The sequence below is a fragment of the Streptomyces sp. NPDC031100 genome (assembly GCF_055570785.1).
This window is the reverse complement of sequence record NZ_JBVIGN010000011.1, coordinates 152,118-177,412: the sequence shown is the minus strand read 5'-3', so window position 1 is coordinate 177,412 and position 25,295 is coordinate 152,118. Positions and strand designations below refer to the sequence as shown.

27 protein-coding genes, 1 tRNA gene, 1 pseudogene and 1 riboswitch are annotated in these 25,295 nt (G+C 70.0%); of the genes and pseudogenes, 16 read left to right on the top strand and 13 right to left on the bottom strand.

The annotated features are described in order from the left end of the window. Nucleotides 1-11: 11 nt before the first annotated feature. Entirely contained in the window at nucleotides 12-869 is an 858-nt protein-coding gene (locus ACZ5DS_RS29160; RefSeq protein ID WP_468244197.1) for an inositol monophosphatase family protein, read from the bottom strand. 417 nt (nucleotides 870-1,286) lie between these two features. Between ACZ5DS_RS29160 and ACZ5DS_RS29155 the strand changes: the two genes are divergently transcribed. The 3 genes from ACZ5DS_RS29155 (at nucleotide 1,287) to ACZ5DS_RS29145 (ending at nucleotide 3,057) form a co-directional block, all read left to right on the top strand. After that, complete coding sequence (locus ACZ5DS_RS29155; protein WP_468244194.1) at nucleotides 1,287-1,553, top strand: hypothetical protein; 267 nt, start codon at nucleotides 1,287-1,289, stop codon at nucleotides 1,551-1,553. Between the two features lie 379 nt (nucleotides 1,554-1,932). Then, complete coding sequence (locus ACZ5DS_RS29150; protein WP_468244191.1) at nucleotides 1,933-2,475, top strand: MOSC domain-containing protein; 543 nt, start codon at nucleotides 1,933-1,935, stop codon at nucleotides 2,473-2,475. 279 nt (nucleotides 2,476-2,754) lie between these two features. After that, entirely contained in the window at nucleotides 2,755-3,057 is a 303-nt protein-coding gene (locus ACZ5DS_RS29145; RefSeq protein WP_468244188.1) for a hypothetical protein, read from the top strand. 118 nt (nucleotides 3,058-3,175) lie between these two features. Here ACZ5DS_RS29145 and ACZ5DS_RS29140 read toward each other — a convergent pair. Next, nucleotides 3,176-3,701, bottom strand: a pseudogene (locus ACZ5DS_RS29140) (GlxA family transcriptional regulator); the annotation flags it as partial. Between ACZ5DS_RS29140 and ACZ5DS_RS29135 the strand changes: the two are divergent. Continuing rightward, entirely contained in the window at nucleotides 3,661-4,245 is a 585-nt protein-coding gene (locus ACZ5DS_RS29135) for a hypothetical protein (RefSeq protein ID WP_468244186.1), read from the top strand. The pseudogene ACZ5DS_RS29140 and the gene ACZ5DS_RS29135 sit on opposite strands and share 41 nt — an antisense overlap. Nucleotide 4,246: 1 nt before the next feature. Here the strand turns inward: ACZ5DS_RS29135 and ACZ5DS_RS29130 are convergent, their stop codons facing one another. Beyond that, on the bottom strand, nucleotides 4,247-5,635 hold the full coding sequence (locus tag ACZ5DS_RS29130) for an SGNH/GDSL hydrolase family protein (RefSeq protein WP_468244183.1): 1,389 nt from the start codon (nucleotides 5,633-5,635) through the stop codon (nucleotides 4,247-4,249). Nucleotides 5,636-5,830: 195 nt separating this feature from the next. Here ACZ5DS_RS29130 and ACZ5DS_RS29125 point away from each other — a divergent pair, with 195 nt between their 5' ends. Then, nucleotides 5,831-7,153: a DUF445 domain-containing protein gene (locus ACZ5DS_RS29125; protein ID WP_468244181.1), complete on the top strand. Its 1,323-nt coding sequence runs from the start codon at nucleotides 5,831-5,833 to the stop codon at nucleotides 7,151-7,153. Nucleotides 7,154-7,198: 45 nt separating this feature from the next. Next, complete coding sequence (gene rdgB, locus ACZ5DS_RS29120; RefSeq protein ID WP_468244178.1) at nucleotides 7,199-7,801, top strand: RdgB/HAM1 family non-canonical purine NTP pyrophosphatase; 603 nt, start codon at nucleotides 7,199-7,201, stop codon at nucleotides 7,799-7,801. A gap of 55 nt (nucleotides 7,802-7,856) precedes the next feature. On the opposite strand, the gene ACZ5DS_RS29115 is transcribed toward rdgB, so the two are convergent. The 4 genes from ACZ5DS_RS29115 to bcp all read right to left on the bottom strand — a co-directional run bounded on the left by ACZ5DS_RS29115 (nucleotide 7,857) and on the right by bcp (nucleotide 10,022). Then, a tRNA-Leu gene (locus tag ACZ5DS_RS29115) sits at nucleotides 7,857-7,931 on the bottom strand. A gap of 25 nt (nucleotides 7,932-7,956) precedes the next feature. Then, nucleotides 7,957-8,769, bottom strand: coding sequence for an HNH endonuclease (locus tag ACZ5DS_RS29110; RefSeq protein WP_468244175.1), 813 nt, complete (start codon nucleotides 8,767-8,769; stop codon nucleotides 7,957-7,959). 29 nt (nucleotides 8,770-8,798) lie between these two features. After that, on the bottom strand, nucleotides 8,799-9,425 hold the full coding sequence (locus ACZ5DS_RS29105) for an HNH endonuclease (RefSeq protein ID WP_468244172.1): 627 nt from the start codon (nucleotides 9,423-9,425) through the stop codon (nucleotides 8,799-8,801). A 129-nt stretch (nucleotides 9,426-9,554) separates the two neighbouring features. Continuing rightward, nucleotides 9,555-10,022: a thioredoxin-dependent thiol peroxidase gene (gene bcp, locus ACZ5DS_RS29100; RefSeq protein ID WP_468244169.1), complete on the bottom strand. Its 468-nt coding sequence runs from the start codon at nucleotides 10,020-10,022 to the stop codon at nucleotides 9,555-9,557. Between the two features lie 92 nt (nucleotides 10,023-10,114). Here bcp and ACZ5DS_RS29095 point away from each other — a divergent pair, with 92 nt between their 5' ends. The 3 genes from ACZ5DS_RS29095 to ACZ5DS_RS29085 all read left to right on the top strand — a co-directional run bounded on the left by ACZ5DS_RS29095 (nucleotide 10,115) and on the right by ACZ5DS_RS29085 (nucleotide 11,341). Further along, complete coding sequence (locus ACZ5DS_RS29095) at nucleotides 10,115-10,447, top strand: DUF3618 domain-containing protein (RefSeq protein ID WP_468244166.1); 333 nt, start codon at nucleotides 10,115-10,117, stop codon at nucleotides 10,445-10,447. A 115-nt stretch (nucleotides 10,448-10,562) separates the two neighbouring features. Further along, a complete protein-coding gene (locus ACZ5DS_RS29090; RefSeq protein ID WP_468244616.1) occupies nucleotides 10,563-10,865 on the top strand; it encodes a GroES family chaperonin in 303 nt (100 codons plus the stop codon). Between the two features lie 46 nt (nucleotides 10,866-10,911). Continuing rightward, nucleotides 10,912-10,983, top strand: a riboswitch (guanidine-III (ykkC-III) riboswitch). A 37-nt stretch (nucleotides 10,984-11,020) separates the two neighbouring features. Next, nucleotides 11,021-11,341, top strand: a complete 321-nt coding sequence (locus ACZ5DS_RS29085) for a DMT family transporter (RefSeq protein ID WP_468244163.1) — start codon at nucleotides 11,021-11,023, stop codon at nucleotides 11,339-11,341. Between the two features lie 48 nt (nucleotides 11,342-11,389). Here ACZ5DS_RS29085 and ACZ5DS_RS29080 read toward each other — a convergent pair whose 3' ends face one another. Beyond that, a complete protein-coding gene (locus ACZ5DS_RS29080; protein ID WP_468244614.1) occupies nucleotides 11,390-13,960 on the bottom strand; it encodes a transglycosylase domain-containing protein in 2,571 nt (856 codons plus the stop codon). 1,421 nt (nucleotides 13,961-15,381) lie between these two features. Here ACZ5DS_RS29080 and ACZ5DS_RS29075 point away from each other — a divergent pair. Genes ACZ5DS_RS29075 through ACZ5DS_RS29060 form a run of 4 tightly spaced genes read left to right on the top strand, consistent with a single transcriptional unit; the run spans nucleotide 15,382 to nucleotide 18,743 of the window. Next, the gene (locus tag ACZ5DS_RS29075) at nucleotides 15,382-16,182 is read left to right on the top strand and encodes an ABC transporter permease (RefSeq protein WP_468244160.1); all 801 of its coding nucleotides are present in this window, start codon (nucleotides 15,382-15,384) and stop codon (nucleotides 16,180-16,182) included. Between the two features lie 49 nt (nucleotides 16,183-16,231). Then, nucleotides 16,232-16,996: an ABC transporter permease gene (locus ACZ5DS_RS29070; protein ID WP_468244611.1), complete on the top strand. Its 765-nt coding sequence runs from the start codon at nucleotides 16,232-16,234 to the stop codon at nucleotides 16,994-16,996. A 4-nt stretch (nucleotides 16,997-17,000) separates the two neighbouring features. Then, nucleotides 17,001-18,005: an ABC transporter ATP-binding protein gene (locus ACZ5DS_RS29065; protein WP_468244157.1), complete on the top strand. Its 1,005-nt coding sequence runs from the start codon at nucleotides 17,001-17,003 to the stop codon at nucleotides 18,003-18,005. 51 nt (nucleotides 18,006-18,056) lie between these two features. Next, a complete protein-coding gene (locus ACZ5DS_RS29060; protein ID WP_468244154.1) occupies nucleotides 18,057-18,743 on the top strand; it encodes a DUF1707 SHOCT-like domain-containing protein in 687 nt (228 codons plus the stop codon). 72 nt (nucleotides 18,744-18,815) lie between these two features. Here ACZ5DS_RS29060 and ACZ5DS_RS29055 read toward each other — a convergent pair whose 3' ends face one another. The 3 genes from ACZ5DS_RS29055 to ACZ5DS_RS29045 form a co-directional block, all read right to left on the bottom strand. Continuing rightward, nucleotides 18,816-19,217 carry a hypothetical protein gene (locus ACZ5DS_RS29055; RefSeq protein WP_468244151.1) on the bottom strand — a complete coding sequence of 134 codons (402 nt, stop codon included), beginning with the start codon at nucleotides 19,215-19,217 and terminating at the stop codon, nucleotides 18,816-18,818. A gap of 141 nt (nucleotides 19,218-19,358) precedes the next feature. Next, complete coding sequence (gene rph, locus ACZ5DS_RS29050; protein ID WP_468244148.1) at nucleotides 19,359-20,096, bottom strand: ribonuclease PH; 738 nt, start codon at nucleotides 20,094-20,096, stop codon at nucleotides 19,359-19,361. A 79-nt stretch (nucleotides 20,097-20,175) separates the two neighbouring features. Further along, nucleotides 20,176-20,409 carry a PTS sugar transporter subunit IIB gene (locus tag ACZ5DS_RS29045; RefSeq protein ID WP_030782705.1) on the bottom strand — a complete coding sequence of 78 codons (234 nt, stop codon included), beginning with the start codon at nucleotides 20,407-20,409 and terminating at the stop codon, nucleotides 20,176-20,178. Nucleotides 20,410-20,595: 186 nt separating this feature from the next. Between ACZ5DS_RS29045 and ACZ5DS_RS29040 the strand changes: the two genes are divergently transcribed. Both ACZ5DS_RS29040 and ACZ5DS_RS29035 read left to right on the top strand, forming a co-directional pair. Further along, nucleotides 20,596-21,885 (top strand): PTS transporter subunit EIIC, encoded by a 1,290-nt coding sequence (locus ACZ5DS_RS29040; protein WP_468244144.1) that lies wholly within the window; start codon nucleotides 20,596-20,598, stop codon nucleotides 21,883-21,885. 89 nt (nucleotides 21,886-21,974) lie between these two features. Beyond that, complete coding sequence (locus ACZ5DS_RS29035) at nucleotides 21,975-23,225, top strand: PTS transporter subunit EIIC (protein ID WP_468244141.1); 1,251 nt, start codon at nucleotides 21,975-21,977, stop codon at nucleotides 23,223-23,225. Nucleotides 23,226-23,295: 70 nt separating this feature from the next. Here ACZ5DS_RS29035 and ACZ5DS_RS29030 read toward each other — a convergent pair whose 3' ends face one another. Further along, nucleotides 23,296-24,048, bottom strand: a complete 753-nt coding sequence (locus ACZ5DS_RS29030) for an MBL fold metallo-hydrolase (protein ID WP_468244138.1) — start codon at nucleotides 24,046-24,048, stop codon at nucleotides 23,296-23,298. A gap of 239 nt (nucleotides 24,049-24,287) precedes the next feature. Here ACZ5DS_RS29030 and ACZ5DS_RS29025 point away from each other — a divergent pair, with 239 nt between their 5' ends. Continuing rightward, entirely contained in the window at nucleotides 24,288-24,749 is a 462-nt protein-coding gene (locus ACZ5DS_RS29025; RefSeq protein WP_468244135.1) for a type II toxin-antitoxin system PemK/MazF family toxin, read from the top strand. On the opposite strand, the gene ACZ5DS_RS29020 is transcribed toward ACZ5DS_RS29025, so the two are convergent. Continuing rightward, on the bottom strand, nucleotides 24,746-25,204 hold the full coding sequence (locus tag ACZ5DS_RS29020) for a hypothetical protein (protein ID WP_468244132.1): 459 nt from the start codon (nucleotides 25,202-25,204) through the stop codon (nucleotides 24,746-24,748). The two genes, ACZ5DS_RS29025 and ACZ5DS_RS29020, sit on opposite strands and share 4 nt — an antisense overlap. Between the last annotated feature and the right edge of the window lie 91 nt (nucleotides 25,205-25,295).

The following is a 25,295-nucleotide window of genomic DNA, read 5'->3' as shown; positions in this document are numbered from 1 at the left end:
CGGACAGGGGTCTAGATCTCTCCGTTCTGGATCGTGTGCCACAGCTCGGCCAACTCCTCCGCCACCCCTGGTGCCGTCAGCAGCAACGGCTCGTCGTACGCGGGAATTTGAGGCAGGGCCACCGCTCCCGCCTCCATCGCGATCAGGTACGCTGGGAGGCCGTCCACCGCGTGGAATTCGCCGATGGCTGCGGCGGTGGCTCGGCCTGCGGCCACCTGGGCCAGGGAGAGTGCCGTCGAGCCCATCACCCTTGCCGTGCAATGGCGGGCGGACAGGGCGGCGAGGAGGGTGTCCAGGCCCGGCCAGTGGGCGTGGGCTGCCCATTCCGTCAGGAAGAGGTGGCCTGTGAGGGTGGTGTGGGTGGCCGCCCGGATCGGGATGCCGTTCAGGTGGGCGCCTCTTCCTCGGATCGCCGTGAAGGTCTCGCCTCGCCAGGGGTCGGCCACCAAGCCGAGCAACGGGGTGCCGTCGGGGGCCGCCAGGCCCAGGGAGAAGGAGCACCAGCCGATGCCGTGGGCGTAGTTCGTCGTGCCGTCTACCGGGTCCACGACCCAGTACGGGGCGTTCGGGGTTGCCGGCTCCTGGGTGCCGTACTCCTCGCCCTCGATGCCGTGCGTCGGGAAGGCGGTCCGCAGGACCGAGCGGACGTGCGCCTCGATCGTCTCGTCCGTCTGCGTGACGATGTCCGCGGGGCTCGCCTTCTCCCGTACCCCGCCGCCGCGCGGGCGGCGGATCGCCTCTGACGCCAAGACGGCCAAATCGGTCGCGACTGCCAGGGCTTGGTCGAGGTCGAGGTCGAGGTCCAAGTCCAAGCCCAAGTCCTGGGCCTGGTTCGGGGCCGGATCGGGGGCCGGGTCTTGGTCGTTCACGGGGCTTCTCCGCCGGTCTGTTCGGGGGCGGTCGTGGGGAAGGATGCCACGGGCTTGGAGTGGCGCTCCGGCCGGTCCAGGTCGGTGTGCCGCTGGAGACCAGTTGCCGTAGGCCGGGGGTGAGATCGATGGTTCGTCCGGTTGGCTGCGTTGGTTGCCGGGGTGGGGGCCGAATGCGCGCCCCTTGCGCATCAGTCAAACCACCACCCGGACCAGCGAACGGCCAGGCCAAGCAAGACCACCTGGCGGGAAGGGGCTGTGGCCACCCACGTCGGCAGTGGGATTTCGAGATGCAGATGCTACGAGATCATGATACGGCGTGTCGCTATCCACTTTGGGGCATTTTCACATAATTTTCGTGACTGTAAGGAGACGATCCGTGACAGATCGCACCCACACCACCTCTATGGAGATGACATGCACAAGCTTCACAAGGCTGCCGTCCTGGTCGCGGCCCTCGGCAGCGTCGGGTTCCTGACGGCCGGCACCGCCCACGCGGGGGGCGGTGACAACCAGGTCCTGCAGAGCTCCAACTGCAAGTCGCACGACCTGAACGTCGACGTCCTCGGCGAGGTCGGGATCCTCAACGGCCTGCTGGGCAACGGGCTCAACGGCGAGGGCGACCCGGGGGCGCAGAACACCCATCTCGGCTCGTCCATGGGCTGCAGCAACAAGGCCTGGTAGCAGGACGGTTCAGTACCCCTTGGCGGCGGAAAGCGGCGGCACGGCAGGCGTCCGTGGGCCGGCCGACTTGCCCACCGCCGACACGGGACACGCGTGGCAACCTCAAGCGCGCACGGGTACGGGGCACGAAACCCGTCTGCGCGCATGGGGTTGCCACGCCCACGACCACGTTCGTCACGGCGCGAGTGGCACGTGGCGGCCGGGCCTTCAGCTCGGCCGGGGCCTTCGGCTCCGCGCACAGCAGGGGGCGGCCGGGAGGAAGGGGGGCAAGGGCGGCGTTCTCTGGTGTTGGCTGCCCAGTGACCCCTGGCAGCGGGCTCAGCAGCGCGGTTAGGCTCTCAGCCGATCTTGGAGTGAGAGCGGAAGCGGGGGTTGCCGTATGGCTGGGACTGTCACTGCCGTCAGCAGTAACGGGGAGTACTCCTTCACCAAGCCGAACCGGGAGAGCATAACTCTCCTGGCTGGGCTTGGAGTTGAGGGGGACGTGCATGCCGGGGTCACCGTCAGGCATCGGTCCCGGGTTGCTCAGGATCCGACTCAGCCCAATCTGCGGCAGGTCCACCTCATGCACGAGGAGCTCTTCGAAGACGTCGCGAAGAGCGGGTTTCGGGTGGCGGCCGGCGAGCTGGGCGAGAACATCACCACCCGGGGGATCGATCTGCTGGGGCTGCCCACCGGGGCGTTGCTGCGGATCGGGGACGACGCCGTCGTCGAGGTGACCGGGCTGCGTAATCCCTGTGCTCAGATCGACACCTTCCAGCGCGGGCTGCTGAAGGAAGTTGTCGGGCGGGGTGAGGACGGGAACGTCGTGCGCAAGGCCGGTGTCATGGGTGTGGTGAAGGTGGGGGGCGTTGTCCGGCCCGGTGATCCCATTGCCGTGGAACTGCCTGCCGGGCCGCATCGGCCGCTTGAGCGGGTCTGACCAAGAGCGCCCTCATGGGCGCGGCCGGTGTCCCGGGTTGCGCGGCTGCACCGGGGGTGAGGTGGATGACCCAACGCACTGGCGGGCCTCGACGGCGTCGAGTTCGTCGACCGCGAGCGTACATACCGTCTTCCGCCGCCGGACTCGCCCGTCCAGTTGGCAGGGGTACGACGGTTCACACGGTTCACGACGCCGGAGCCAAGTCCGCTCGAAGGGGTCCGCGCGCATGAGCAGCACAGGTCGGCGCTAGCCTCAGGGCACAGACCAAAGGAGGCAGGCATGGCCAAGGTTCCCAGCTCGGTGATCGCCGCGAGCGGACTCGTCGGCGGGTACGGCGTCGCCCGCTGGACCAAGAAGCGGCAGCTCGGCGGGGCCGTCCTGGCCGTCGCGGGGGCCGCCGCCGCGCAGCAGTGGCGCAAGCAGGCGGGCGGGAAGGCCGCCGGTGCGCTGACCGCCGCGTACGTCGCCGCGTTCGCCGGGTCCCACCCGCTGGCGAAGAAGGTCGGCGCCTGGCCGTCCGTCTTCGGCGTCGCGGGCGCCGTGGCCCTGGCCTCCTGGGCCGTCGCCGACCGCCGGGGCTGACCGGCAGAGGCCTCCCCGGCTGTCGCCGACCCCCGGGGCTGACCGGCAAAGGCCTCCCCGGCCGTCGCCGACCGCCGGGGCCGAGCCGACCGAGCAGCCCTACCTCGCCCTTCGAGCCCTACGACGCCTTTACGGAACCCTCCCCCGCCGACCGGAACGACCGCCGATACGCCTGCGGACTCGTCCCCACCACCCACCTGGCGGAAGCGCTCCCGGAACGCCGTCGGGGGGCCGAAACCCGCCTGGGCTGCGATCCGTTCCACCGGGTACGGCGTCGTCTCCAGCAGGTACTGCGCCCGCCGCACCCGCGCCCGGTACAGCCACTGCAGCGGCGTCGTCCCGGTCTGCTCGCGGAAGCGGCGGTTGAGGGTACGGCTGCTCATGCGGGCCTGGGCCGCGATCTCGTCCAGGGTGAGATCGCGGTCGCAGTGGTCCTCCAGCCAGGCCAGGAGGGGCTCCAGGGCGGCACCCGCGGGCGCCGGGGGCAGGTCGTGGACGATGAACTGGGCCTGCCCGCCCTCCCGTTCCAGCGGCATCACGGACATCCGGGCCGCGTGCGCGGCGACCGCCGAGCCGTGGTCCTTGCGGATCATGTGCAGGCACATGTCCAGGGCCGCGGCCGCGCCCGCCGAGGTGAGGAACTGCGCGTACTTCAAGCACGGCTCCGGACTCGGCTCCGTCCGCCATGCCATCCCCGTCGTCCACGACGACGGGCTAGCCGAGTGGCTGGAGGCCGGCCGCGACCAGGGGCACGCCCTGCTCGGCGTGCCACTCATGGGCACCGTGTGCGAGATGGCCTGGAACCAGGGCATCGACCTCTACGGCTACGACGACGCCCGCTTCCTCAAGGGCGCCCAGTACGTGGCCAAATGGTGCCTCGGGGAGCCTGTGCCGTACACCTCGAACACCCGGCGGAAGGGCTCTCGCCTTCACCCGCGACCGCAGCCCTCGGTCCCGGACCCCGGTTTCTCCCAGCCCGGCAGCCGCAGCCTCCGGCCCCCGCCCGCAGACACGGTCGACCGGCAAACCCGTCCACGACCTCGCCGCGACCGGCACCCCCGGCGTCCTCGGCTGGACCGCAGCAGCGGGCGTCGGCGCCGGGGCGGGAGGCCTGCTGCTGCTCCGACGGCGGGACCGGAACCGGCGCCCCACGGAGTGAACTACAGCTCGGCCCGGCCCGCGGAGTGACCTACAGCGCCGCCTGCCCAGCCCCCTCCAGCGCGCCCAGGTCGAAGACCTCGCCCATCCTGCGGAAGCCCAGGTCGCTGGGGTGCAGATGGTCGCCGGAGTCGTACTCGGGGCGCAGGCGGCGGGGGTCGTAGGGGTCCTTGAGGGCCCTGTCGAAGTCGACGACGGCGTCGTACACCCGGCCGGCCCGGATCTCGGCGTTGATCTGCCGACGTACCGCCTCCCGGGCCGGGGTGAAGCCGCGGTGGCCCTCGAAGGGCAGGAGGGTGGCGCCGACGACCTTCAGACCGCGGGCGTGGGCCTGGCGGACCAGGGTGCGCAGACCGTCGGCGATCCGGTTCGGGTCGGCGAGATCCGGGTTGCGCAGGATGTCGTTGACACCGAGGTCGATGACGACGACCTTGACGTTCGTACGGGAGAGCACGTCCCGGCCGAAACGGCCGAGGCCGCTCTGGTTCTCCGCCGGGCGGCCGAGGCCGTCGGCGAGGACCTGGTTGCCGCTGATGCCCTCGTTGACGACACCGTACCGGGGCAGCGCATCGCCGCTCGCGACGGCCGTGCGCAGGCGGCCGGCGAGGACGTCGGTCCAGCGGCGGTTGGCGCCGACGGTGGACGTTATGCCGTCGGTGATGGAGTCGCCGAACACGACGACCGTGCCGGTGGCCTCGTTGCTCAGGACGTCGAGAGCCGTCAGATAGCGCCAGTACGGGGTCTGTTCGGTGTACGGCGTGCCGGTCGTGTCCTCGGTGCGGTCGCCCTCGGCGGCGTAGGACACCTGGCGTGCGTACGGGTGATACGTCACCGGGCCGGAGGGAGTGGGCGAGTACGTCGTGACCAGGACGTCCGTGTCGTGCGGGATGGTCAGGCGCACGGCGTCGCTCAGCACCTGGCCGCCCGGCGGGATGACGACGCCGGTGCGGCCGTCGAACGTGAGGCGGCGCATCGTTTCCGCATCGGCCGCGGCGGTGCCGTCGCCCGTCGACAGGGCCAGGGAGCCGTGCGTGATGGTCAGCGGGGACTGGCCGTAGAGGTTCGACAGCGTGATCCGGGCGCTCGTACCGCCGGTGCTCGCGTGCACGACGTTGCGCACCGAGCGGCCGGCCAGACCCTCCATCGCGGTGCCCGGCTCGCCGCCCACGGGTGCCGTGGACCAGGCACCGACCCAGGTGCCGGTCGAGGCGGGGGCGGCGGAGGAGTCGTGGTGCGGGCGGTTGTCGGCGACGGTGCCGCGAGGGGTGCCGTCGTCGGCCGCCACGGTGACGTAGATGGCGGCGGACACGGCCACGACCAGCGCGACGAGCGCACTCAGGACGGCACGGTGCTTTGCGGGGGCGGAGGGTGCCGGCCGCGCGGCAGCAGGCCCCGCGCCCCCGTCACGAGGCTTGGTCACGTTGGTGTTGTTCTCCCCCGGGAATGGGAGCCCCAGGCTCCGATCTGATGAGCCCATGATCCGGCATGGGTTCGGGAGACCTGACAGGACCCTGCCCACAAACCCGCTCGGACAGACGCCGGGAACTCCTGATCGGTTCCGGGAGTCGGTCAGGAAGGGACAATTGTGTGCGGGATCACCGGACGGGTGGAGCTGATGGAACATACCGAGACGGAAACGGCGCAGACACCGAGCCGGACGACGTCGTACCGGACCATGACCGCCTTCACCCCGGCCGACGAGGAGCGCCGGCGCGGGGTGCGGCACATGAAGCTGACCGCCACCGGACTGCTGCTGTTCGTGGCAGTCGTCTACGTACTGGCGAAATGGGGCTCGCACGAGGGAGCCGGCGACTGGGCGGGCTACGTCGCCGCCGCCGCCGAAGCCGGCATGGTCGGTGCCCTGGCCGACTGGTTCGCCGTCACCGCCCTCTTCCGGCACCCGCTCGGCCTGCCCATCCCGCACACCGCAATCATCCCGACCAAGAAAGACCAGCTCGGCATCTCGCTCGGCGAGTTCGTCGGCGAGAACTTCCTCTCCGAGGACGTCGTACGACAGCGGCTGCGCGCCGTCGGCATCGGCAGCCGGCTCGGCGCCTGGCTCGCCGAGCCCGAGCACGCAGACCGCGTGACGGCAGAGCTGGCCACCGCACTCCGAGGCGCCCTGACCGTGCTGCGCGACTCCGACGTCCAGGCCGTCGTCGGAGAGGCGATCACCCGACGGGCGAACGCCCAGGAGATCGCACCCGGGCTCGGCAAGATGCTGGAGAAGATCGTCGCCGACGGCGGCCACAAACGGGTCGTCGACCTCGTGGTGGCCCGCGCCCACGACTGGCTCGTGCTGCACCGCGGAGACGTGATGGTCGCCGTCGAAGGCGGCGCGCCCGGCTGGACCCCGCGGTTCGTGGACCGCAAGGTCGGCGACCGCGTCTACAAGGAGCTGCTGCGCTTCGTCACCGAGACGCGCGACATGCCCTCCCACCCCGCGCGCGGCGCCCTGGACCGCTTCCTCACCGACTTCGCCTCCGACCTCCAGTCCGACACGGAAACCCGCGCGCGCGTCGAGCGGCTCAAGGGCGACGTGCTGGGCCGCGGCGAGGTCCAGGAACTGATCGCCTCCGCCTGGACGGCCGTACGATCCATGATCGTCGCGGCGGCCGAGGACGAGCGCAGCGAGCTGCGGCTGCGGGTGCGGTCCGCCCTGCTCTCCCTCGGCGCGCGGATGGCGAGCGAACCGAAGATGCAGGGGAAGGTCGACAGCTGGGTCGAGGACGCGGCGGTGCATGTCGTGACGACCTACCGCAAGGAGATCACCTCGCTGATCACCGACACGGTCGCCGGCTGGGACGCCGAGCACACCACCCGCAAGATCGAGGCCCACATCGGCCGCGACCTGCAGTTCATCCGGATCAACGGCACGGTGGTCGGCTCACTGGCGGGCCTGCTGATCTACACCATCTCGCGGGGACTGGGAGCCTGACCGGGCCGATCCGTCTTTTCCCGTGGGCCAGGGATACTGACCCCCATGACCCGCTTGATCCTCGCCACCCGCAACGCCGGAAAGATCACCGAGCTGAGGGCCATCCTCGCCGAGGCCGGACTCCCCCACGAACTCGTCGGCGCGGACGCCTACCCCGACATCCCCGACGTCAAGGAAACGGGCGTGACGTTCGCGGAGAACGCCCTGCTGAAGGCCCACGCCCTGGCCCAGGCGACCGGCCTCCCTGCCGTCGCCGACGACTCCGGCCTCTGCGTCGACGTCCTGAACGGCGCCCCCGGCATCTTCTCCGCCCGCTGGGCGGGACGACACGGAGACGACCGCGCCAACCTGGAGCTGCTGCTGGCCCAGCTGGCCGACATCACGGAGGAACACCGGGGCGCCCACTTCGCCTGCGCGGCGGCGCTCGCCCTGCCGGACGGGAGGGAGCGGGTGGTCGAGGGGCGGCTGCGGGGTGTGCTGCGGCATGCGCCCGTCGGCACGAACGGGTTCGGGTACGACCCGATCCTGCAGCCGGAGGGGGAGACGCGGACGTGCGCTGAGCTGAGTCCGGAGGAGAAGAACGCCATCAGCCATCGGGGGAAGGCGTTTCGGGCGTTGGTGCCGGTTGTGCGGGAGTTGTTGGGCTGAGACTTATGGGGAGGCCCCGCACCTTTGATCCAAGGCGCGGGGCCTGCCCTCTCTGTGAGCCCGGTGGGACTCGAACCCACGACACACCGGACCTAAACCGGCGCCCTCTTGCCAGCTGGGGTACGGGCCCGCAACGCTGCCTACTCTACTGGGCCTCAGGGAGCCGGTGTGCGGCGAGATCGATTCGCGTAGGTGTCCGTCTGGCTATGGCATGAAGGGCACAGATACCGAAGGTTTTCGCGACGGTTGTCCAGCCGGTCGCCGTTGATGTGATCGATCTCCAGGACCAGGCGCCTGCCTTGCCAGATGTCGCCGATGCCGCACTCGGCGCAGATGTGCGGCATGCCCAGGTCGTCGAGGGCACGTCGCAGCAGGGCCGTTTTGGTGCGGTTCGAGCCTGGCTCCTCTCGTCGCAGGATCCGGTCGGGGGACTTTCGGTGCCGCGATACGGAGCCGCGAAAGTGGCCTTGCCCGGTGAAGTGATCAGTGGCGATGCCGTGTGCCTCCAGACTGCGCTTCACTCGTGCGCGAGCGGCGCCATTGGTGTCGCGGTAGCCGAGGATCTTGAGTAAGCCGGAAACGCTGGTGGCTCGGGCGGCCGCCGATGCGAGAACGTCCCGGGGAAGGTCTTCGAGACTGCGCCCGCGGCCACGGGTGAAGTGCGATGTGTCGATGCCGTATTGGTCCAGTCGCCTACTGACGAGCCCGTAGGGACTGTCCTCGGGCGGATAGCCGAGGTACTCGAACATTTCGCGGATGCTGTGCGATCGGGCTGCCGCCTCTTCCAGCAGTTCGCGTGCGTAGGACCGCTTCTCCCGAGGCGGGAGTGGCTCCTCGACGAAGTGCGAGGTGTCGATCCCATAGTGCTCCAGCCTGTGGCATAGGTAGCGCCGAGGCCCGCTGCCCAATGGCGCGCCCAACCGTCGCATCAGATCCACCACGCTGGTCGAGACGGCGGCAGTCCTCATCAGTACGTCCCTGGGGTACTTGGGAGTCCTCATGCGCCCCACCGCCTCCGGCGTCCCCGGTAAGTGTCGGTCGTGGCATGGCAGTTAGGGCACAGCAGCCGCAGATTCTCCGGGCGGTTGTCCCACCAGTCACCGCTGATGTGGTCGACTTCGAGGCGGAGCGGTTTGCCGTTCCATTCCGGCCCTGTGCCACACGCCGCGCAGACTTCACGGACTCCGGTACGCAGAAGCTCTCGGAGCAGCCGCTCGCCAGGGACCCTTCCGTCCTCGGCCCTGCGAAGGGTGAGCGGGCCGCCGAGTGATCCCTTCGGGCGCCCCTGACGTGCAGGGATGAAGTGAGAAGTGTCGATTCCGAGCGCGACGATGCGGCGACTGATGTGCGTTTGGTTGCCCCCGACCTGGCTGATTCCCAGATGGCGCACGACGTCCTTGATGCTGGTCGACACCGCCACGGCCGCGCGTAGGCGCTCTTCCGTGTGCCGGACCTGGTTCGTGGCGAGGTGCGAGATGTCCACGCCGGCCTCGGCCATCTTCTCGCGCAGGTAGCGCCTACTCCCGGGAGTCGGTGTGCCGCCGCACCACCGAACGGCGTCGTCGATGTGCCCCGTCTCGCGGGCGGCTTCCTCCAGCAGTTCGCGGGTGTATCTGATGGACACGCCTCCTCCGTTCCGGGCGTGCGTTCGCAGCCCGTACGGAGTAACGAACCGGTTATCGGACAGTCACGCCCGGCAATGGGAAACGGCCCGCAGCGGAGTGTCCGGTGCGGGCCGTTGCGAGAGGAGGAGTCAGATCCCCAGGTCCTTGATGATCTTTGCCACGTGGCCCGTCGCGCGGACGTTGTACAGGGCCCGTTCGACCTTGCCCTGTTCGTCCACGATGATCGTGGAGCGGATGACGCCCATGTACGTCTTGCCGTAGTTCTTCTTCTCGCCGAAGGCGCCGTAGGCGTCGAGGACCTTCTTGTCGGGGTCGGCGAGGAGGGTGACCTTCAGGGACTCCTGGTCGCGGAATGCGGCCAGCTTCTCCGGCTTGTCGGGGGAGATGCCGATGACGTCGTAGCCGGCGCCGGCCAGGAGGGTCAGGTTGTCCGTGAAGTCGCAGGCCTGCTTGGTGCAGCCGGGGGTCAGGGCCGCGGGGTAGAAGTACACGATGACCTTGCGGCCCTTGTGGTCCGACAAGGACACCTCGTTGCCGTCGGCGTCGGGGAGGGTGAAGGCGGGGGCCACGTCCCCGGGCTGGAGTCGCTCGCTCATCGGTCCAGCGTAACGGGGGGCGTTGCGGTGCGGTGGAGGCTGGAGCTGACAGACTGTCCAGAACAGCATCAGGAGACTTCGGAGGCCGTACGGTGGCGGAGACGTCGGACACCAGAACCCCGGCGCAGATCGAGGCGGACATCAAGCGCCGTCGTGAAGTGCTGGCCGAGACGCTCGACGAGATCGGGGTGCGGGTGCATCCGCAGACGATCGTCGCGGACGCCAAGGCCAAGGTCGTCGCCAATATCGATCACACGGTGGGGCGGGCCTACGTCCAGGTGAACCGGGTGGTGAGTGAGGTGCGGGCGCGGTTCGTGGACGAGGAGGGCTCGCCCCGGCCGGAGCGGATCGTGCCGGTCGCGCTGGTCGTGGTGGGGGTCGTGGGGCTGTTCGCCCTGGGCTCGCGGCGGCGGCGCAAGGGCTGACGGGGGCGGAGTCGAGCGGTGGCCCGGGTCGTACGGGCCGGTCCGAGGCAGGTAGGTTCGAGGCGTGAGCGCCAACAGAAACAGCAACCCTCAGCACGACAAGCTGCCCATCCGGATGCTGCACGACCGGGTTCTCGTGCGGCAGGACGCCGGTGAGGGCGAGCGGCGGTCGGGCGGCGGCATCCTGATCCCGGCGACGGCGGCGGTCGGGCGGCGACTGGCCTGGGCCGACGTCGTCGCGGTGGGGCAGAACGTACGGACCGTGGAGCCGGGTGACCGGGTCCTGTTCGACCCGGAGGACCGGGCGGAGGTCGAGGTGCGGGGCGTGGCGTACGTGCTCATGCGGGAGCGGGATCTGCATGCCGTGGCCGCGGACCGGTTCGAGGGGGCGGAGGACTCCACGGGCCTCTACCTCTGATTCAACAGCTCAAAGGGGCTGGTGACTGTTGTCACCAGCCCCTTCGTCGTTCCTTTGCTATGTTCGAAGGAGCCCGACGAGACGCGCCGTACCGGGATGCAGGCAAAGACGACGCACCGAGGAAGAGTCGTCCGTTCGTCTCGGAGGTGTTTGTCGTGGCCTGGGTGCTGCTGATTGTTGCCGGTCTGCTGGAAGTCGGCTGGTCGATCGGGATGAAGTACACCGACGGGTTCACACGTCTGGTGCCCAGCGTGTTCACCGGTGCGGGGATCGTCGCCAGCATGGTGCTGCTGTCGTATGCCGCCAAGTCGCTGCCCATCGGTACCGCCTACGGCGTGTGGGTCGGTATCGGGGCGGCCGGGGCGGCGGTGCTCGGCATGGTGGTGCTGGGTGAGCCGGTCACCGCCGCCCGGATCTTCTTCGTCTGTCTGCTGCTGGTCGCCGTGGTGGGGCTGAAGGCGACCAGCGGTCACTGACGGTTCGGAGACCTTGTCGCCGCGTCGTCGCCGCGTTCCTACGGTTGCCTACGGTTGGCCTCCGATGGCGCCTCCGTCGCCTGTGGTGCCGGCGTCGGTGCCGCCGCCCGTGGTCGTGCCGCCGCCGGTGGTCCCGCCCGGGGTGCCGCCGCCGGTGGTCGTGCCGCCGTCGGTGGTGGTTCCGGTGGTGCCGCCGGCCGTGGTGGTGCCGCCGCCGTCGGTGGTGGTTCCGGTGGTGCCGCCGTCCGTCGTCGTGCCGCCGTCGGTGGTGGTGCCGTCGGTCGTGCCGCCGTCCGTGGGGGTGCCGGTGGGGGTGCCGGTGGTGCCGCCGGTGTGCTGGCCGCCGTCGGTGGTGGTGCCGCCGTTGTCCTGGCCGCCGGTGCCGGGCTTTCCGGAGGGCTGGGTGCTGGGGGTCTGGATCACGTCGGCGCCCGGCTGGAGTTCGAGGTCGAAGTCGGTGACCGGCTTGCCCTTCAGCGCGTTCTTCGTGTACTGCGCCCAGATGTCGGTGGGCGGGCCGCCGCCGTTCATACGGGGCTGGCCGAGGGCGCCGTAGAGCGGCATGTGCTTGGCCGTGACCGGGTCCTGGCCCATGACGGAGACCACGGTGGCGAGGTCCGGGGTGTAGCCCGCGAACCAGGCGGCGGTGTCCTCCTCGGCGGTGCCGGTCTTGCCGGCCGCGGGGCGGCCCGCGGCCTGGGCGGCGGTGGCGGTGCCGTTGTCGACCACGCTCTGCAGGACGGAGGTGGTGGTGTCGGCGGCCTCGCGGGTGACGGCCTGCTTGGTCTCCGGGTTGGGCAGCTCGACCTCTTCCTTGCCGTCCTTGGTGATCTTCTCGACCATCGTGTACGTGCCGTGCTTGCCGTGGTTGGCGAGCGTGGCGTACGCCTGAGCCATGTCCAGGACGTTGGCGGTGGCGGTGCCGAGGGCGATGGACGGGTAGGGCTGGAGGTCGTTGGTGTCGGCGGGGATGCCGAGGTCGACGGCGGTCTCCTTGACCTTGGCGGGGCCGACGTCGACGGCCATCTGCGCGTAGACGGAGTTGACCGAGAGATCGGTGGCCTTGCGGACGGTGATGTCGCCGTACGACTTCTCGTCCTCGTTCGCGGGGGCGTAGGCGCCGCCGCTCCAGCCCTGTACGGGGCGCCGGGTGGTGCCGTCGTACGCCGTGTTCGGGGTGATGGTCTGGCCGCTCTGGGTGGTGGAGAAGTTCTGGACGGCCGAGGTGAACACGAACGGCTTGAAGGTGGAGCCGACCTGGAAGTCACCGCGGGTGGCGCCGTTGGTGTACTGCTTCACGTAGTCGATGCCGCCGTACAGGGCGACGACCTTGCCGGTCTTGGGGTCGACGGAGGCGCCGCCGGCCCGGACGTAGGTGTCGGCCTTGCGGTTCTTCTTGTCCAGCTTGGACATCAGCTGGTCGTTCACGGCCTTGACGAAGGCGTTCTGCTTGCTCTTCTGGAAGGTGGTCGTGATGCGGTAACCGCGGCCCTCCATCTGCTCCTTGGTGAGGATGTCGTGCTCGATGAGGTAGTCCTTGACCGCCTGGACGAGGTAGCCGCGCTGGCCGGACAGGCCGGTGGAGACGGTCTGTTCCTTCGGCATGGGGAACTTCATGCCGGTGCGCTCGGACTCGCTGAGCCAGCCCTTGGTGACCATGCCGTCCAGGACGTAGTTCCAGCGGGCGACGGCGGCGGACTTGTTCTCGGGGTGGGCCACGACGTCGTACTCACTGGGCGCGTTGACGAGCGCGGCGAGGTAGGCGGCGCGGGCCGGGTCGAGGTCGGTGGCGTCCACGCCGTAGTAGGCCTGGGCGGCGGCCTGGATGCCGTAGGCGTTGCGGCCGAAGTAGCTGGTGTTGAGGTAGCCCTCGAGGATCTGGTCCTTGGACTTGTTCCGGTCCAGCTTGATCGAGATGAAGAACTCCTTGGCCTTGCGGGTGACCGTCTGTTCCTGGGCCAGGTAGTAGTTCTTCACGTACTGCTGGGTGATGGTCGAGCCGGACTGCTTGCCCTTGCCGGTGGCCGTGTTCCAGGCGGCGCGGAGCATGGCCTTGGGGTCGACGGCGGACTCGGTGTAGAAGTCGCGGTCCTCGGCGGCGAGTACGGCGTGCTGGGCGTCCTTGGAGACCTGGGCGAGGGTGACGTTCTCGCGGTTGATGTCGCCGTCGCGGGCCAGCTGGGAGCCGTCGGCGTAGAGGTAGACGTTGCTCTGCATGGTGGCGAGGGCGTTGGCGGGCGGGATCTTCACGAGCGAGTAGCCGAGGAAGAAGAGGCCGACGATCAGCAGGACGCCGATCACGAAGGTGCCGAGCACCATGCGCCAGGTCGGAATCAGCCGCCGCCACCCGGTCCGCTTGGGCCGCTTGGGCTTCTTGCCGTTGCCACCGCCGGGGCCTCCGGGGCCGCCGGGTCCTCCGGGGCCGCCGCTGTCGGAGAGGGCGGCGGCGGTCTTGGGGGTCTGGGGGGTGGAGCTGGCGCGGGGGGTACGAGAGGTGCCGGTGCCGGATGCGGCTCCGGTCGGACCCGCGGGGGCCTTGGGGGCGGCAGCGGCGGAGGCGCCGGCCGGCGCGGCACCGCCCGCGGCCTGAGCCGCCTTCGCGGCGGCGCCGCTTGCCATGCCTGCCTGGGCCGCGGCGCCCGCTCCGCCCGGCCGGCGCGGGGCGTTGACGCGCCGGAGGACCTGGGTGCTCTCGGGTGCCGGGGTCTCCCCGGAGGCCTGCGGGCCACCGGCCGCCGCCTTGCCGGTGCCGTCCGACCGGTTCCCGGACGCGGCGTCCTGGGGTGCCCGGGGAGGGCTGATACGCCGGAGGACCTGGGTGCTCTCGGCGGGGTTGGCCTGCTCGGAGTCGTGCGACCTGTGGGCAGCCGGGGTCCGCCCGCCCTGCGCGGGCACGCCGGCACGCCGGGGGGTCGGGGCCGACTCGCCCTGCGCCCGGGACTCGTCGCCCGGGGCCGGCGCCTGGGGCTGACCGCCGCGAGGAGCCCCCTGGGCCCCATGAGACTTCCCGGGCTGACGGGACGTGGCAGCTTCCTGAGACATCTCGGAGCCCTGAGGCCGCGCGGCCTGACGGGACTCACCAGACCCCTGAGCCTCTGCAGCCCCCCGGGGCTTGTCCGCACCCTGAGGCCTGCCGGACTGACGGGGTTCAGCGGAAGGCTGCGCGGACCCCCGGGGCCTGTCAGCACCTTGCCTTCCGGACTGACGGGAGTCAGCAGACCCCTGGGACTCCGCGGCTCCCTGGGACCTTTCAGCTCCTCCCTGGGGCTGCTGGGACCCCTGAGGCCTCTCAGCTCCTTGGGGCTGTTGGGATGCTTGAGGCCTCTCAGCTCCTTGGGGCTGCTGGGATGCCTGAGGCCTCTGGGACCCCGCGGTCGCCGGGCCCTTGTCGCCCGCAGACCCCTCCGTGCCGGTCCGCCCCGCACGGCTCGCCTGAGCAGCCAGAGCCGCCCGGCGCGCCCGCGTCGCCTGGTCCACACCGGCACCGGAAGGCGACTGCCCCCCGAGCGTCCGGCCCGCCCCGGCCGCCGCACCGGCATCCCCCTGGGCACTCTGAGCCGACCCACCGGCCGAACCCGGCCGGTCCTGACCCTGCTCGGCCCGAACCTCGCTCAGTCCCTCCCGAGACTGCCCCTCCCGAGACTGCCCCTCCCGAGACTGCCCCTCCCGAGACTGCCCCTCCCGAGGCCGGCCCTCCCGGGCCTCGTCCTGGTCGGTCCGTGCCCGGTGTTGTTGGGGTCGGGTGTTGGTCCCCGGCTCTCCGGGCCCTTCAGCCGGCAGCGGTGTGGTGGGTACCCCGCCCTTGTTCTGCTGCTGCGGCTGCGGCTCGTCGCTCATGTCGTGCACGGACTCCTGTTTCGCGTCGTACGGTTCCCGTACGCCTCGTACGCCTTCTGCGCCCCCATTTGAAGACTCTCGCACCTGGCGTTCCGTTCCCGGTTTCGGCCACGCTTCCGGGGCGAAATTGCGTGGCCGGTCGCCGGGCCTCCGGACTAGGCTCCTGCGCTTCGGTGTCGAGCTGTCCAGGGAGGTCGACTGGTGTGGGTGCGGGACGGTTGTACGTGGCCGTCGCAGCGGGGGGATTCAGACGGTACGCGACGTATCGGGCGGCTACTGCGGCAGGGGTGTTCACCAACACGGTCTTCGGGCTGATTCTCGTGTACACGTATCGCGCGCTGTGGGACGAGAAACCGCACCTCGGGGGGTATGACCAGGCGCAGGTCGTGACCTATGTGTGGCTGGGGCAGGCGTTGCTGTCGACGCTCGCGATCGGGGGCGGTGGCGTCGAGGACGAGTTGATGGAACGCATCCGTACGGGGGATGTGGCGATCGACCTGTACCGGCCCGCCGATCTTCAGTTGTGGTGGCTTGCGGCCGATCTCGGCCGGGCGTTCTTCCAGTTGTTCGGGCGGGGGGTCGTTCCGTTCGCCTTCGGGGCGCTCTGCTTTCCGGTGTACCTGCCGAAGGACGCCGGCACCTGGGTCGCCTTCTTCGTCGCCGTGCTGCTGGCGATGCTGGTCGGCTTCGGGATCCGTTTCCTGGTGGCGCTGAGCGCGTTCTGGCTGCTGGACGGCACGGGGATGCAGCAGATGGCGTGGCTGCTCGGGTTCTTCTGCTCGGGGATGCTGCTGCCGCTGAACGTCTTCCCGGGGGTGCTCGGGGAGGTCGTACGGGCCCTGCCGTGGTCGTCGCTGCTGCAGGCGCCGGCGGATGTGCTGCTGGGGCATGCGGATCCGCTGGGCACTTATCTGTTCCAGGGGGCGTGGGCGGTGGCGCTGCTGGGCGTGGGGCGGCTGGTGCAGTCGGTGGCCACACGGCGGGTGGTGGTCCAGGGTGGGTGAGGGCGGCCGGGTGCGGGAGGGCGCGCGGGCCTATCTGCTGATCGCGGGGATGTGGCTGCGGTCCACGATGGCCTACCGCGCCTCCTTCGCCATGACCACGTTCGGGAACTTCGCGGCGACCTTCTTCGACTTCGTCGCGATCATGCTGATGTTCTCGCGGGTGGAGGCGCTGGGCGGCTATGAGCTGCCCGAGGTGGCGTTTCTGTACGGGCTGTCCGCCGTGTCGTTCGGGATGGCCGATCTGGCGATCGGCTCGATGGACCGGCTGGGGCGGCGGGTGCGGGACGGCACGCTGGACATACTGCTGGTGCGGCCGGCGCCGGTGCTGGCGCAGGTGGCGGCCGACCGGTTCGCGCTCAGGCGGATGGGCCGGGTGGTGCAGGGCTCGCTGGTGCTGGGCTGGTCGCTGACCCGGGTCGACATCGACTGGACGGCGGGGAAGCTGCTGTTGATGCCGGTGATGCTGGTGAGCGGCTTCGGGATCTTCTGCGCGGTGTTCGTGGCGGGGGCTGCGTTCCAGTTCGTGGCGCAGGACGCCTCCGAGGTGCAGAACGCCTTCACCTACGGCGGGACGACGCTGTTGCAGTATCCGCCGACGGTGTTCGCGAAGGAGCTGGTGCGCGGCGTGACGTTCGTGCTGCCGCTGGCCTTCGTCAACTGGCTGCCCGCCTCCTATGTGCTGGGGCGGCCGTATCCGCTGGGCCTGCCGGAGTGGGTGGCGTTCGCGCCACCGCTGGTGGCGGCGGGCTGCTGTGCGCTGGCGGGGCTGGCCTGGCGGACGGGACTTCGTTCGTATCGGAGCACAGGGAGCTAGCACGGTGCCGGACAGTGACTTCATTCACCTCGACCGGGTAGAGAAGGTCTTCGAGGTGCGCAAGAAGACCGGGTTTCTCAAGCGGGAGCGGCGGCAGGTGCGGGCGGTGGACTCGATCTCGTTCACCGTGGCGCGCGGCGAGATGGTCGGCTACATCGGTCCGAACGGCGCCGGGAAGTCGACCACGATCAAGATGCTGACCGGCATCCTGACGCCGAGCGCCGGCCGGCTGCGGGTGGCGGGGATCGACCCCTCGCGGGAGCGGACGCGGCTGGCGCACCGGATCGGGGTGGTGTTCGGGCAGCGGACGACGCTGTGGTGGGATCTGCCGCTGATCGACTCCTACCGCCTGGCGCACCGTATGTACCGCGTCCCGGACGCCCGTTACCGGGAGAACCTGGACCGCTGCGTGGAACTGCTGGAGCTGGGCGACCTGTTGGACGTGCCGGTGCGGCAGCTCTCGCTGGGCCAGCGGATGCGCGGGGACATCGTGGCGGCCCTGCTGCACGATCCGGAGGTGCTGTATCTGGACGAGCCGACGATCGGTCTGGATGTCGTCTCCAAGGCCAAGGTGCGGGGGTTCCTGAAGGAGTTGAACGCGGAGCGCGGGACGACCGTGCTGCTCACGACGCACGATCTGCAGGACATCGAGCAGTTGTGCTCGCGGGTGATGGTGATCGACCACGGGCGGCTGATGTACGACGGTCCGCTCGCCGGGCTGCACGAGGCCGGGGAGGGCGAGCGGACGCTGGTGGTGGACCTGGAGCGGGAGCTGCCGCCGATCGAGGCGCCGCCGTGCCGGGTGGTGCGGGTGGAGGGGCCGCGGCAGTGGCTGGCGTTCCCGGCGGGGCAGTCGGCGGCGCCGCTGGTGGCCCATATCGCGGCCGCGTATCCGCTGGTGGACCTTTCGGTGCGGGAGCCGGACATCGAGGCCGTCATCGCGAAGATGCTGCATTCATTGGGGGACACGGACACCCCCAAACCCCCGTCGGAGAAGGCGGTCTCGTAGACATCTGTTTGCGGACATCAGTTCGTAGGCATCTTCTCGTAGGCTGCTGGCATGACCGATGACGCAGTCCCGGAACTCCGTGCATCCGACGCCGACCGTGAACGGGTCGCCGAGGTCCTGCGGGACGCCCTCGCCGAGGGACGCCTGGACATGGCGGAGTTCGAGGACCGGCTGGAGGCGACGTACAAGGCGCGTACGTACGCCGAGCTGACGCCGATCACCCGCGATCTGCCGACGGGCGGGGCGGTGGCGCCCGCTCCCGTCTCGTTCACCAAGGAGCCGGTGGAGAGCGGGAGTTGGGCGGGCCGGATCGTCGGGGGCGAGGGGTCGTCCACGGGGGCGTTCGCGGTCATGTCCGGCTTCCAGCGCAAGGGGCGCTGGACGGTGCCCAGGCAGTTCACCGCGTTCACCTTCTGGGGCGGCGGCGAGATCGACCTGAGGGAGGCGGACTTCGCGGACCGCGAGGTCCACATCAACTGTGTGGCGATCATGGGCGGGATGCAGGTGATCGTGCCGCCGGGCGTCGAGGTCGTCGTCCGCGGGATCGGCATCATGGGCGGCTTCGATCACCCTCGGGGGGACGACCGGGCCGAGCCGGGCGCGCCACGGGTGGTGATCGGCGGCTTCGCCTTCTGGGGCGGGGTCGGCGTGGCGCGCAAGGCGACCCGGGCCGAGCGACAGCGGCTGAAGGAGCAGCGCAAGATGCTGCGCGAGCAGCGGCGGGAACGGGGGCACTGAGCACCGTCGTTCGCCGCGGGTGCGTTGTGGTTGCTCGCGCAGTTCCCCGCGCCCCTTCGGGGCCGCGCCCCCCTACGACGTGCAGACCTTCGTCAGTTCGCCCGCCGCGTCCGTCACCGGGCTGACGTCCGGTGTGTTGTCGCCGTTCTTGATGGCCGTGCGGACGTTGGCCACGGCCTTGTTCAGGTCGTCGACCGCCTTGTTGACGTCGGCGTTGTCGGTCTTGTCGCCGATCTTGTCGAGGTTCTTGTCGATGGAGGCGAGGGCCTGGTCGAGCTGTGTCGGGTCGTTGGAGGCGTTCTCCACGGCCGTCTGGAGTTCGGTGACGCTGTCGGCGATGGATTCGGCGGTCTGCACGCAGTCCAGGGCCTTGTTCACGGCGTCGCAGCCGGTGGTGAGGCCGGCGGTGAGCGCGGCGGTCGCTACGACGGCGGCGACGGTGACGAGTCGGCCTCGGCGTCGGTTGGCGGCCATGGTGGTGTTCCCTCCCTGGATCGGCTGGCCGGGCGCACGGTGGTGGGCCGTGCGCCCGTACCCATAGGGACGCCGGGGAGGGTGCCGCGGGTTGCCCCCGCGTAACCCGCTTTTTGGCGCACCCTTTACTTTCGGTGCTCGCTACTTCTCGAGGGCCGCGGCCAGTGCGGTCCGCTGGATCGCGGTCAGTTCGGTGCAGCCGGTGACGGCGAGGTCGAGCAGGGCGTTCAGTTCCTCGCGGGCGAAGGGCTCGGCCTCGGCGGTGCCCTGGACCTCGACGAAGCGGCCGTCGCCGGTGCAGACGACGTTCATGTCGGTCTCGGCGCGCACGTCCTCCTCGTAGCAGAGGTCCAGCAAAGGCACCCCGCCGACGATGCCGACGGAGACCGCGCTCACGGTTCCGGTCAGCGGCTGGCGGCCGGCCCGGATCAGCTTCTTGTCCCGGGCCCAGGCGACCGCGTCGGCGAGGGCGACGTAGGCGCCGGTGATGGCGGCGGTGCGGGTGCCGCCGTCGGCCTGGAGGACGTCGCAGTCGAGGACGATGGTGTTCTCGCCGAGCGCCTTGTAGTCGATGACGGCGCGCAGGGAGCGGCCGATGAGCCGGGAGATCTCGTGGGTACGGCCGCCGATCTTGCCCTTGACGGACTCTCGGTCGCCGCGGGTGTTCGTGGCGCGGGGCAGCATGGCGTACTCCGCGGTGACCCAGCCCTCGCCGCTGCCCTTGCGCCAGCGCGGGACTCCTTCGGTGACGGAGGCGGTGCAGAAGACCTTGGTGTCGCCGAAGGAGACGAGGACGGAGCCCTCGGCGTGCTTGCTCCAGCCGCGTTCGATGGTGACCGGGCGGAGTTGTTCGGGGGTGCGGCCGTCGATTCGAGACATGGGCACGAGCCTATCCGGAGTGACGGAAGGGGCTCCTCCCCCGGTGGGAAGAGCCCCTCTCCTGGCGAACCCGGCGGGTTCACATCATGTCTTCGATCTCCGCGGCGATAGGGTCGGCGTCGGTGCCGATGACGACCTGGATGGCGGTGCCCATCTTGACGACGCCGTGGGCGCCGGCGGCCTTCAGGGCGGCCTCGTCGACCAGCGAGGGGTCGGACACCTCGGTGCGCAGCCGGGTGATGCAGCCCTCGATCTCCTCGATGTTGTCGATTCCGCCGAGGCCGGCGACGATCTTCTCAGCCTTGCTGGCCATGTTCCTTCTCCCTGATCCGAACCGATTGGTCGCAGTAACCCACAGTTGGCCCATCTTCGCGAGCGGTCATGCCGTACGTGCCGAATGATGGCGATCACGACAGCGGAACCGTCCGCAAACTGGTCTACACCACCCGGGGGACGGTCGCCAAACCGCGTCCCGGTCGAGTGGCCCAGGGAGGACGCCATGAGTGCCGACAGCACGGTCAGCCCCGTGCGCGCCCGCTGGAACACCCTGTTTCAGGGCCTGCAGAAGATGGGCCGCAGTCTGCAGCTCCCGATCGCGGTCCTGCCGGCGGCCGGCATCCTCAACCGGCTGGGCCAGCCTGATGTGTTCGGGGCCGACGGCCTCGGCTGGACGGACGTCTCGAAGGTGATGAAGGGGGCGGGCGGCGCGCTGCTCGACGGCTCGCTCGGCCTTCCGCTGCTGTTCTGCGTGGGGGTCGCGATCGGCATGGCCCGCAAGTCGGACGGCTCGACGGCCCTCGCGGCGGTGGCGGGCTTCCTCGTCTACTACGGCGTGCTGCACCAGTTCCCCGAGCAGTGCCCGGCCGACGCGAAGGCGATCCCGGATGTCGGCTGCCAGGTCGAGGCCGGGTCGGTGACCGCCTTCACGTTCCAGAACCCGGGTGTCTTCGGCGGCATCGTCATGGGTCTGCTGGCCGCGTTCTTCTGGGCCCGCTTCCACCGCACCAGGCTGGTGGACTGGCTGGGCTTCTTCAACGGCCGGCGGCTGGTCCCGATCATCATGTCGTTCGTCGCCATCGTCTTCGCGGCGCTGTGCCTGTGGATCTGGCCGCCGATCGGCGCCGGCCTGGAGAGCTTCAGCCACTGGCTGCGGGACGCGGGGTCCTGGGGCGCGGGCCTCTTCGGCCTCGCCAACCGGGGGCTGCTCGTCATCGGCCTGCACCAGTTCCTGAACGTGCCCCTCTGGTTCCAGTTCGGCAGCTACACCACGCCCGACGGCAAGGTCGTGCACGGCGACATCAACATGTTCCTGGCGGGCGACCCGCACGCGGGCCAGTTCACCTCCGGCTTCTTCCCGATCATGATGTTCGCGCTGCCGGCGGCCGCACTTGCGATCACGCACTGCGCCCGGCCGAACCGCCGCAAGGAGGTGGGCGGTCTGATGCTCTCGGTTGCGCTGACCTCGTTCGTCACGGGCATCACCGAGCCGATCGAGTACTCGTTCCTGTTCATCGCGCCCCTGCTGTACGCGGTCCACGCCGTGCTCACCGGTGTGTCGATGGCGGTGACCTGGGCGCTCGGGGTGCACGACGGCTTCAGCTTCTCGGCCGGTCTCATCGACTACGTCATCAACTGGAACCTGGCCACCAGGCCGTGGCTGATCATCCCGATCGGGCTGTGTTTCGCGGCCGTCTACTACGGCATCTTCCGGTTCGCCATCACGAAGTTCGACCTCGGGACTCCCGGCCGCGAGCCCGAGGAGGAGGTCGAGGACGTCACCAAACTGTGAGCGGATTCGCGGGTTCCTTATACCGCCTTCATCGTGCTACAACAGGTCTACACCACTGAGTGGTGTAGACCACCCCCGATGGAGGAACCATGAGCACCGCCACCGCGCCCACGGCGGCCCCCGCAAAGAAGCGGGGATCGGGCCTGTTCCAGGGCCTGCAGAAGGTCGGCCGCAGCCTGCAGCTCCCGATCGCCGTACTTCCGGCGGCGGGTCTGCTGCTCCGCTTCGGCCAGCAGGACATCCACGACAAGCTGCACCTGCCCGACAAGGTCACGGCGGTGTTCGCCACGGCGGGTGGCGCCATCTTCGACAACCTCCCGATGCTGTTCTGCCTGGGTGTCGCGATCGGCTTCGCCAAGAAGGCGGACGGCTCCACCGCGCTGGCCGCCCTGGTCGGCTTCCTTGTCTACAGCAATGTCCTCAAGGCGTTCCCGGTCACCGAGGCGAAGATCCAGCAGGGCGCGGACATAGCCGCGACCTACAACAACCCGGGTGTGCTGGGCGGCCTGGTGATGGGTCTGCTCGGTGCCGTGATCTGGCAGCGCTTCCACCGCACCAGGCTGGTGGACTGGCTCGGCTTCTTCAACGGCCGCCGGCTCGTCCCGATCGTCATGGCCTTCGTCGGCACGCTCATGGGCGTCTTCTTCGGTCTGGTCTGGGAGCCGATCGGCGAGGGCATCTCGAACTTCGGTGAGTGGATCACCGGTCTGGGCGCCTTCGGTGCCGGTCTGTTCGGTCTGATCAACCGCGCGCTGATCCCGGTCGGCATGCACCAGTTCGTGAACACCGTCTCCTGGTTCCAGATCGGCGACTTCAAGAACGCGTCCGGCACGATCGTCCACGGTGACCTGACCCGCTTCTTCGCCGGTGACCCGACGGCCGGTCAGTTCATGTCCGGCTTCTTCCCGATCATGATGTTCGGCCTCCCGGCCGCCGCCCTGGCCATCGCGCACACCGCCCGCCCGGAGCGCCGCTCGGCCGTGCTGGGCATGATGATCTCCATGGCGCTGACCTCCTTCGTGACCGGTGTCACCGAGCCGATCGAGTTCACGTTCATGTTCATCGCGCCGATCCTGTACGCGATCCACGCGGTGCTCACCGCCCTGTCCATGGCGATCACCTGGGCGCTCGGGGTGCACGCGGGCTTCACCTTCTCCGCGGGTGTCATCGACTACGGGCTCAACTGGAACCTGGCGACCAAGCCCTGGCTGATCATCCCGATCGGCCTGGTGTTCGGAGCGATCTACTACTTCGTCTTCCGCTTCGCGATCATCAAGTTCAACCTCCCCACCCCGGGCCGCGAGCCCGAGGAGGAGGTCGAGGACCTCACCAAGGCGTGAGGCCCGCCGCCCCCGGCATGACCGAGGCCCCGGAACCGATCAGGTTCCGGGGCCTTCGTGCGCGTACCGGCTAGATCTCGTACGTGGCCCGCGGAGCGGCCAGCTCCACCGGGCCCGCGAACACCTCGCGTGCGTCGGCGAGGTTGACCTGCGGGTCGGTCCACGGCGGGATGTGGGTGAGGACCAGGCGGCGCGCGCCCGCGCGGGCCGCCGACTCGCCCGCCTCACGGCCGTTGAGATGCAGGTCGGGGATGTCTTCCTTGCCGTGCGTGAAAGCGGCCTCGCACAGGAACAGGTCCGTGTCCCGGGCCAGCTCGTCCAGCGCCTCGCTGACGCCCGTGTCGCCGGAGTACGTCAGCGACCGTCCGCCGTGCTCGATGCGGATGGCGTACGCCTCCACGGGATGGCGCACCCGCTCGGTGTGCACCGTGAACGGGCCGATCTCGAACGTGGACGGCTTGACCGTGTGGAAGTCGAAGACCTCGCTCATGGAGGACGCGGAGGGGACGTCGGCGTACGCCGTGGTCAAACGGTGTTCGGTGCCCTCGGGGCCGTAGACCGGGATCGGGCCGCAGCGGCCGCCGTCATGGCGGTAGTAGCGCGCCACGAAGTACGCGAGCATGTCGATGCAGTGATCGGCGTGCAGATGACTCAGGAAGATCGCGTCGAGGTCGTAGAGACCGCAGTGGCGCTGCAGCTCGCCGAGGGCGCCATTGCCCATGTCGAGCAGCAGCCGGAAGCCGTCGGCCTCTACGAGGTAGCTCGAGCAGGCCGATTCCGCGGACGGGAACGACCCTGAGCAGCCGACGACGGTGAGCTTCATGAAGCAGAAACCTCCGTTGGCGGGAAACCCATGGGCGGGGAGCTGAGCGAGGGTCGGGCAGGGGGCTGACGGGGGTCGTGCGGTTTGTCGAGCGTAAGGCGCAAAAGGGCCGGTCGCTCCTCCGCCAAGGGCTGTTGTGGGCGAACTCACCTGTGGTGTCACCGGTTCGGCTGGACCGAGGGCGCGGAAGCTTACGAGAGGGCGCGCGATGTCGAGCGCGCGCCGGTAACGTCGTGCCTATGGACACGTCATGGTGGCTGGCGCTCGCGGCGGTGGTGCTGCTCGCGCTGGTCGCCACGCTCGTCGACGGCTGGGGGCGGGGCCGCCGGCCCGGCGGGCACCGGCTGCGGCCGCCGGGGCGCCCTCTCGCCCGGGACCGGGCCCTGACGACACGTCCGCACCCGGGGGACATCTGGTGGGCGAACGTGCCGTACGAGGACCGGCCCGACGTGAAGGACCGGCCCTGTCTGGTGCTGGCCGTGCGCGGGAACCGGGCCACGGTCGCGAAGATCACCAGCAAGTACCACGACGAGCGCGCCGGGGTGATCCCGCTGCCGCCCGGCTCGGTCGGCGACGCCCACGGCCGGCCCAGCTTCCTGCAGACCGACGAGCTGCGCGAGGTGCCTGTCGGCGACTTCCGGCGACGGGTGGGTGTGGTCGACCCGGTCCTGTGGGACCAGGTCAGGCACCTCGCCGGTTAGCTCACGGTCACGGTGACCTGCCACTCCTCGATGCCCTTGCAGGAGACCTGGCCGGGCGCGGTGGGCTCGGCGCACAGGGGGCGGGAGGACGTCAGCTCGGTCTTTCCGGCGGCGACCGCCTGGTAGGCGGCGGTGGCGTCGCCCGGCTGGATGACGAAGCCGGCGTTGATCGCCTTCAGGGCGGTGCCCTTGGCCACGACCGGCTTCCAGGGGCGGCTCCTGGTGCCGTCGAGGGTGATCCGCAGCTCGCCGCCCTTGGCCAGGCAGACGGTACGGCCGTTGTCACCGGCGGTCAGTTCCGCGTGGCTGACGCAGCCGCCGCCGGGCTTCGTGGCGGTGGGCGACGGTGACACCTTGCCGTTGTCGCCGGTGCCGCTGTCCCCGCCGTTCTGGGAGCCGCAGCCCGCGAGGAGCAGCGCTGCCGCCGCGAGCGCGACGGTCGTCGTACGGCGCATGGGGTCCGCCTCTCTGCCGTGGCCGGTCGGCCGGCCTGCCGGTCTCCTGGTGCAGATGAGACGTACCACCGGCACGGACGGATCCCGCACG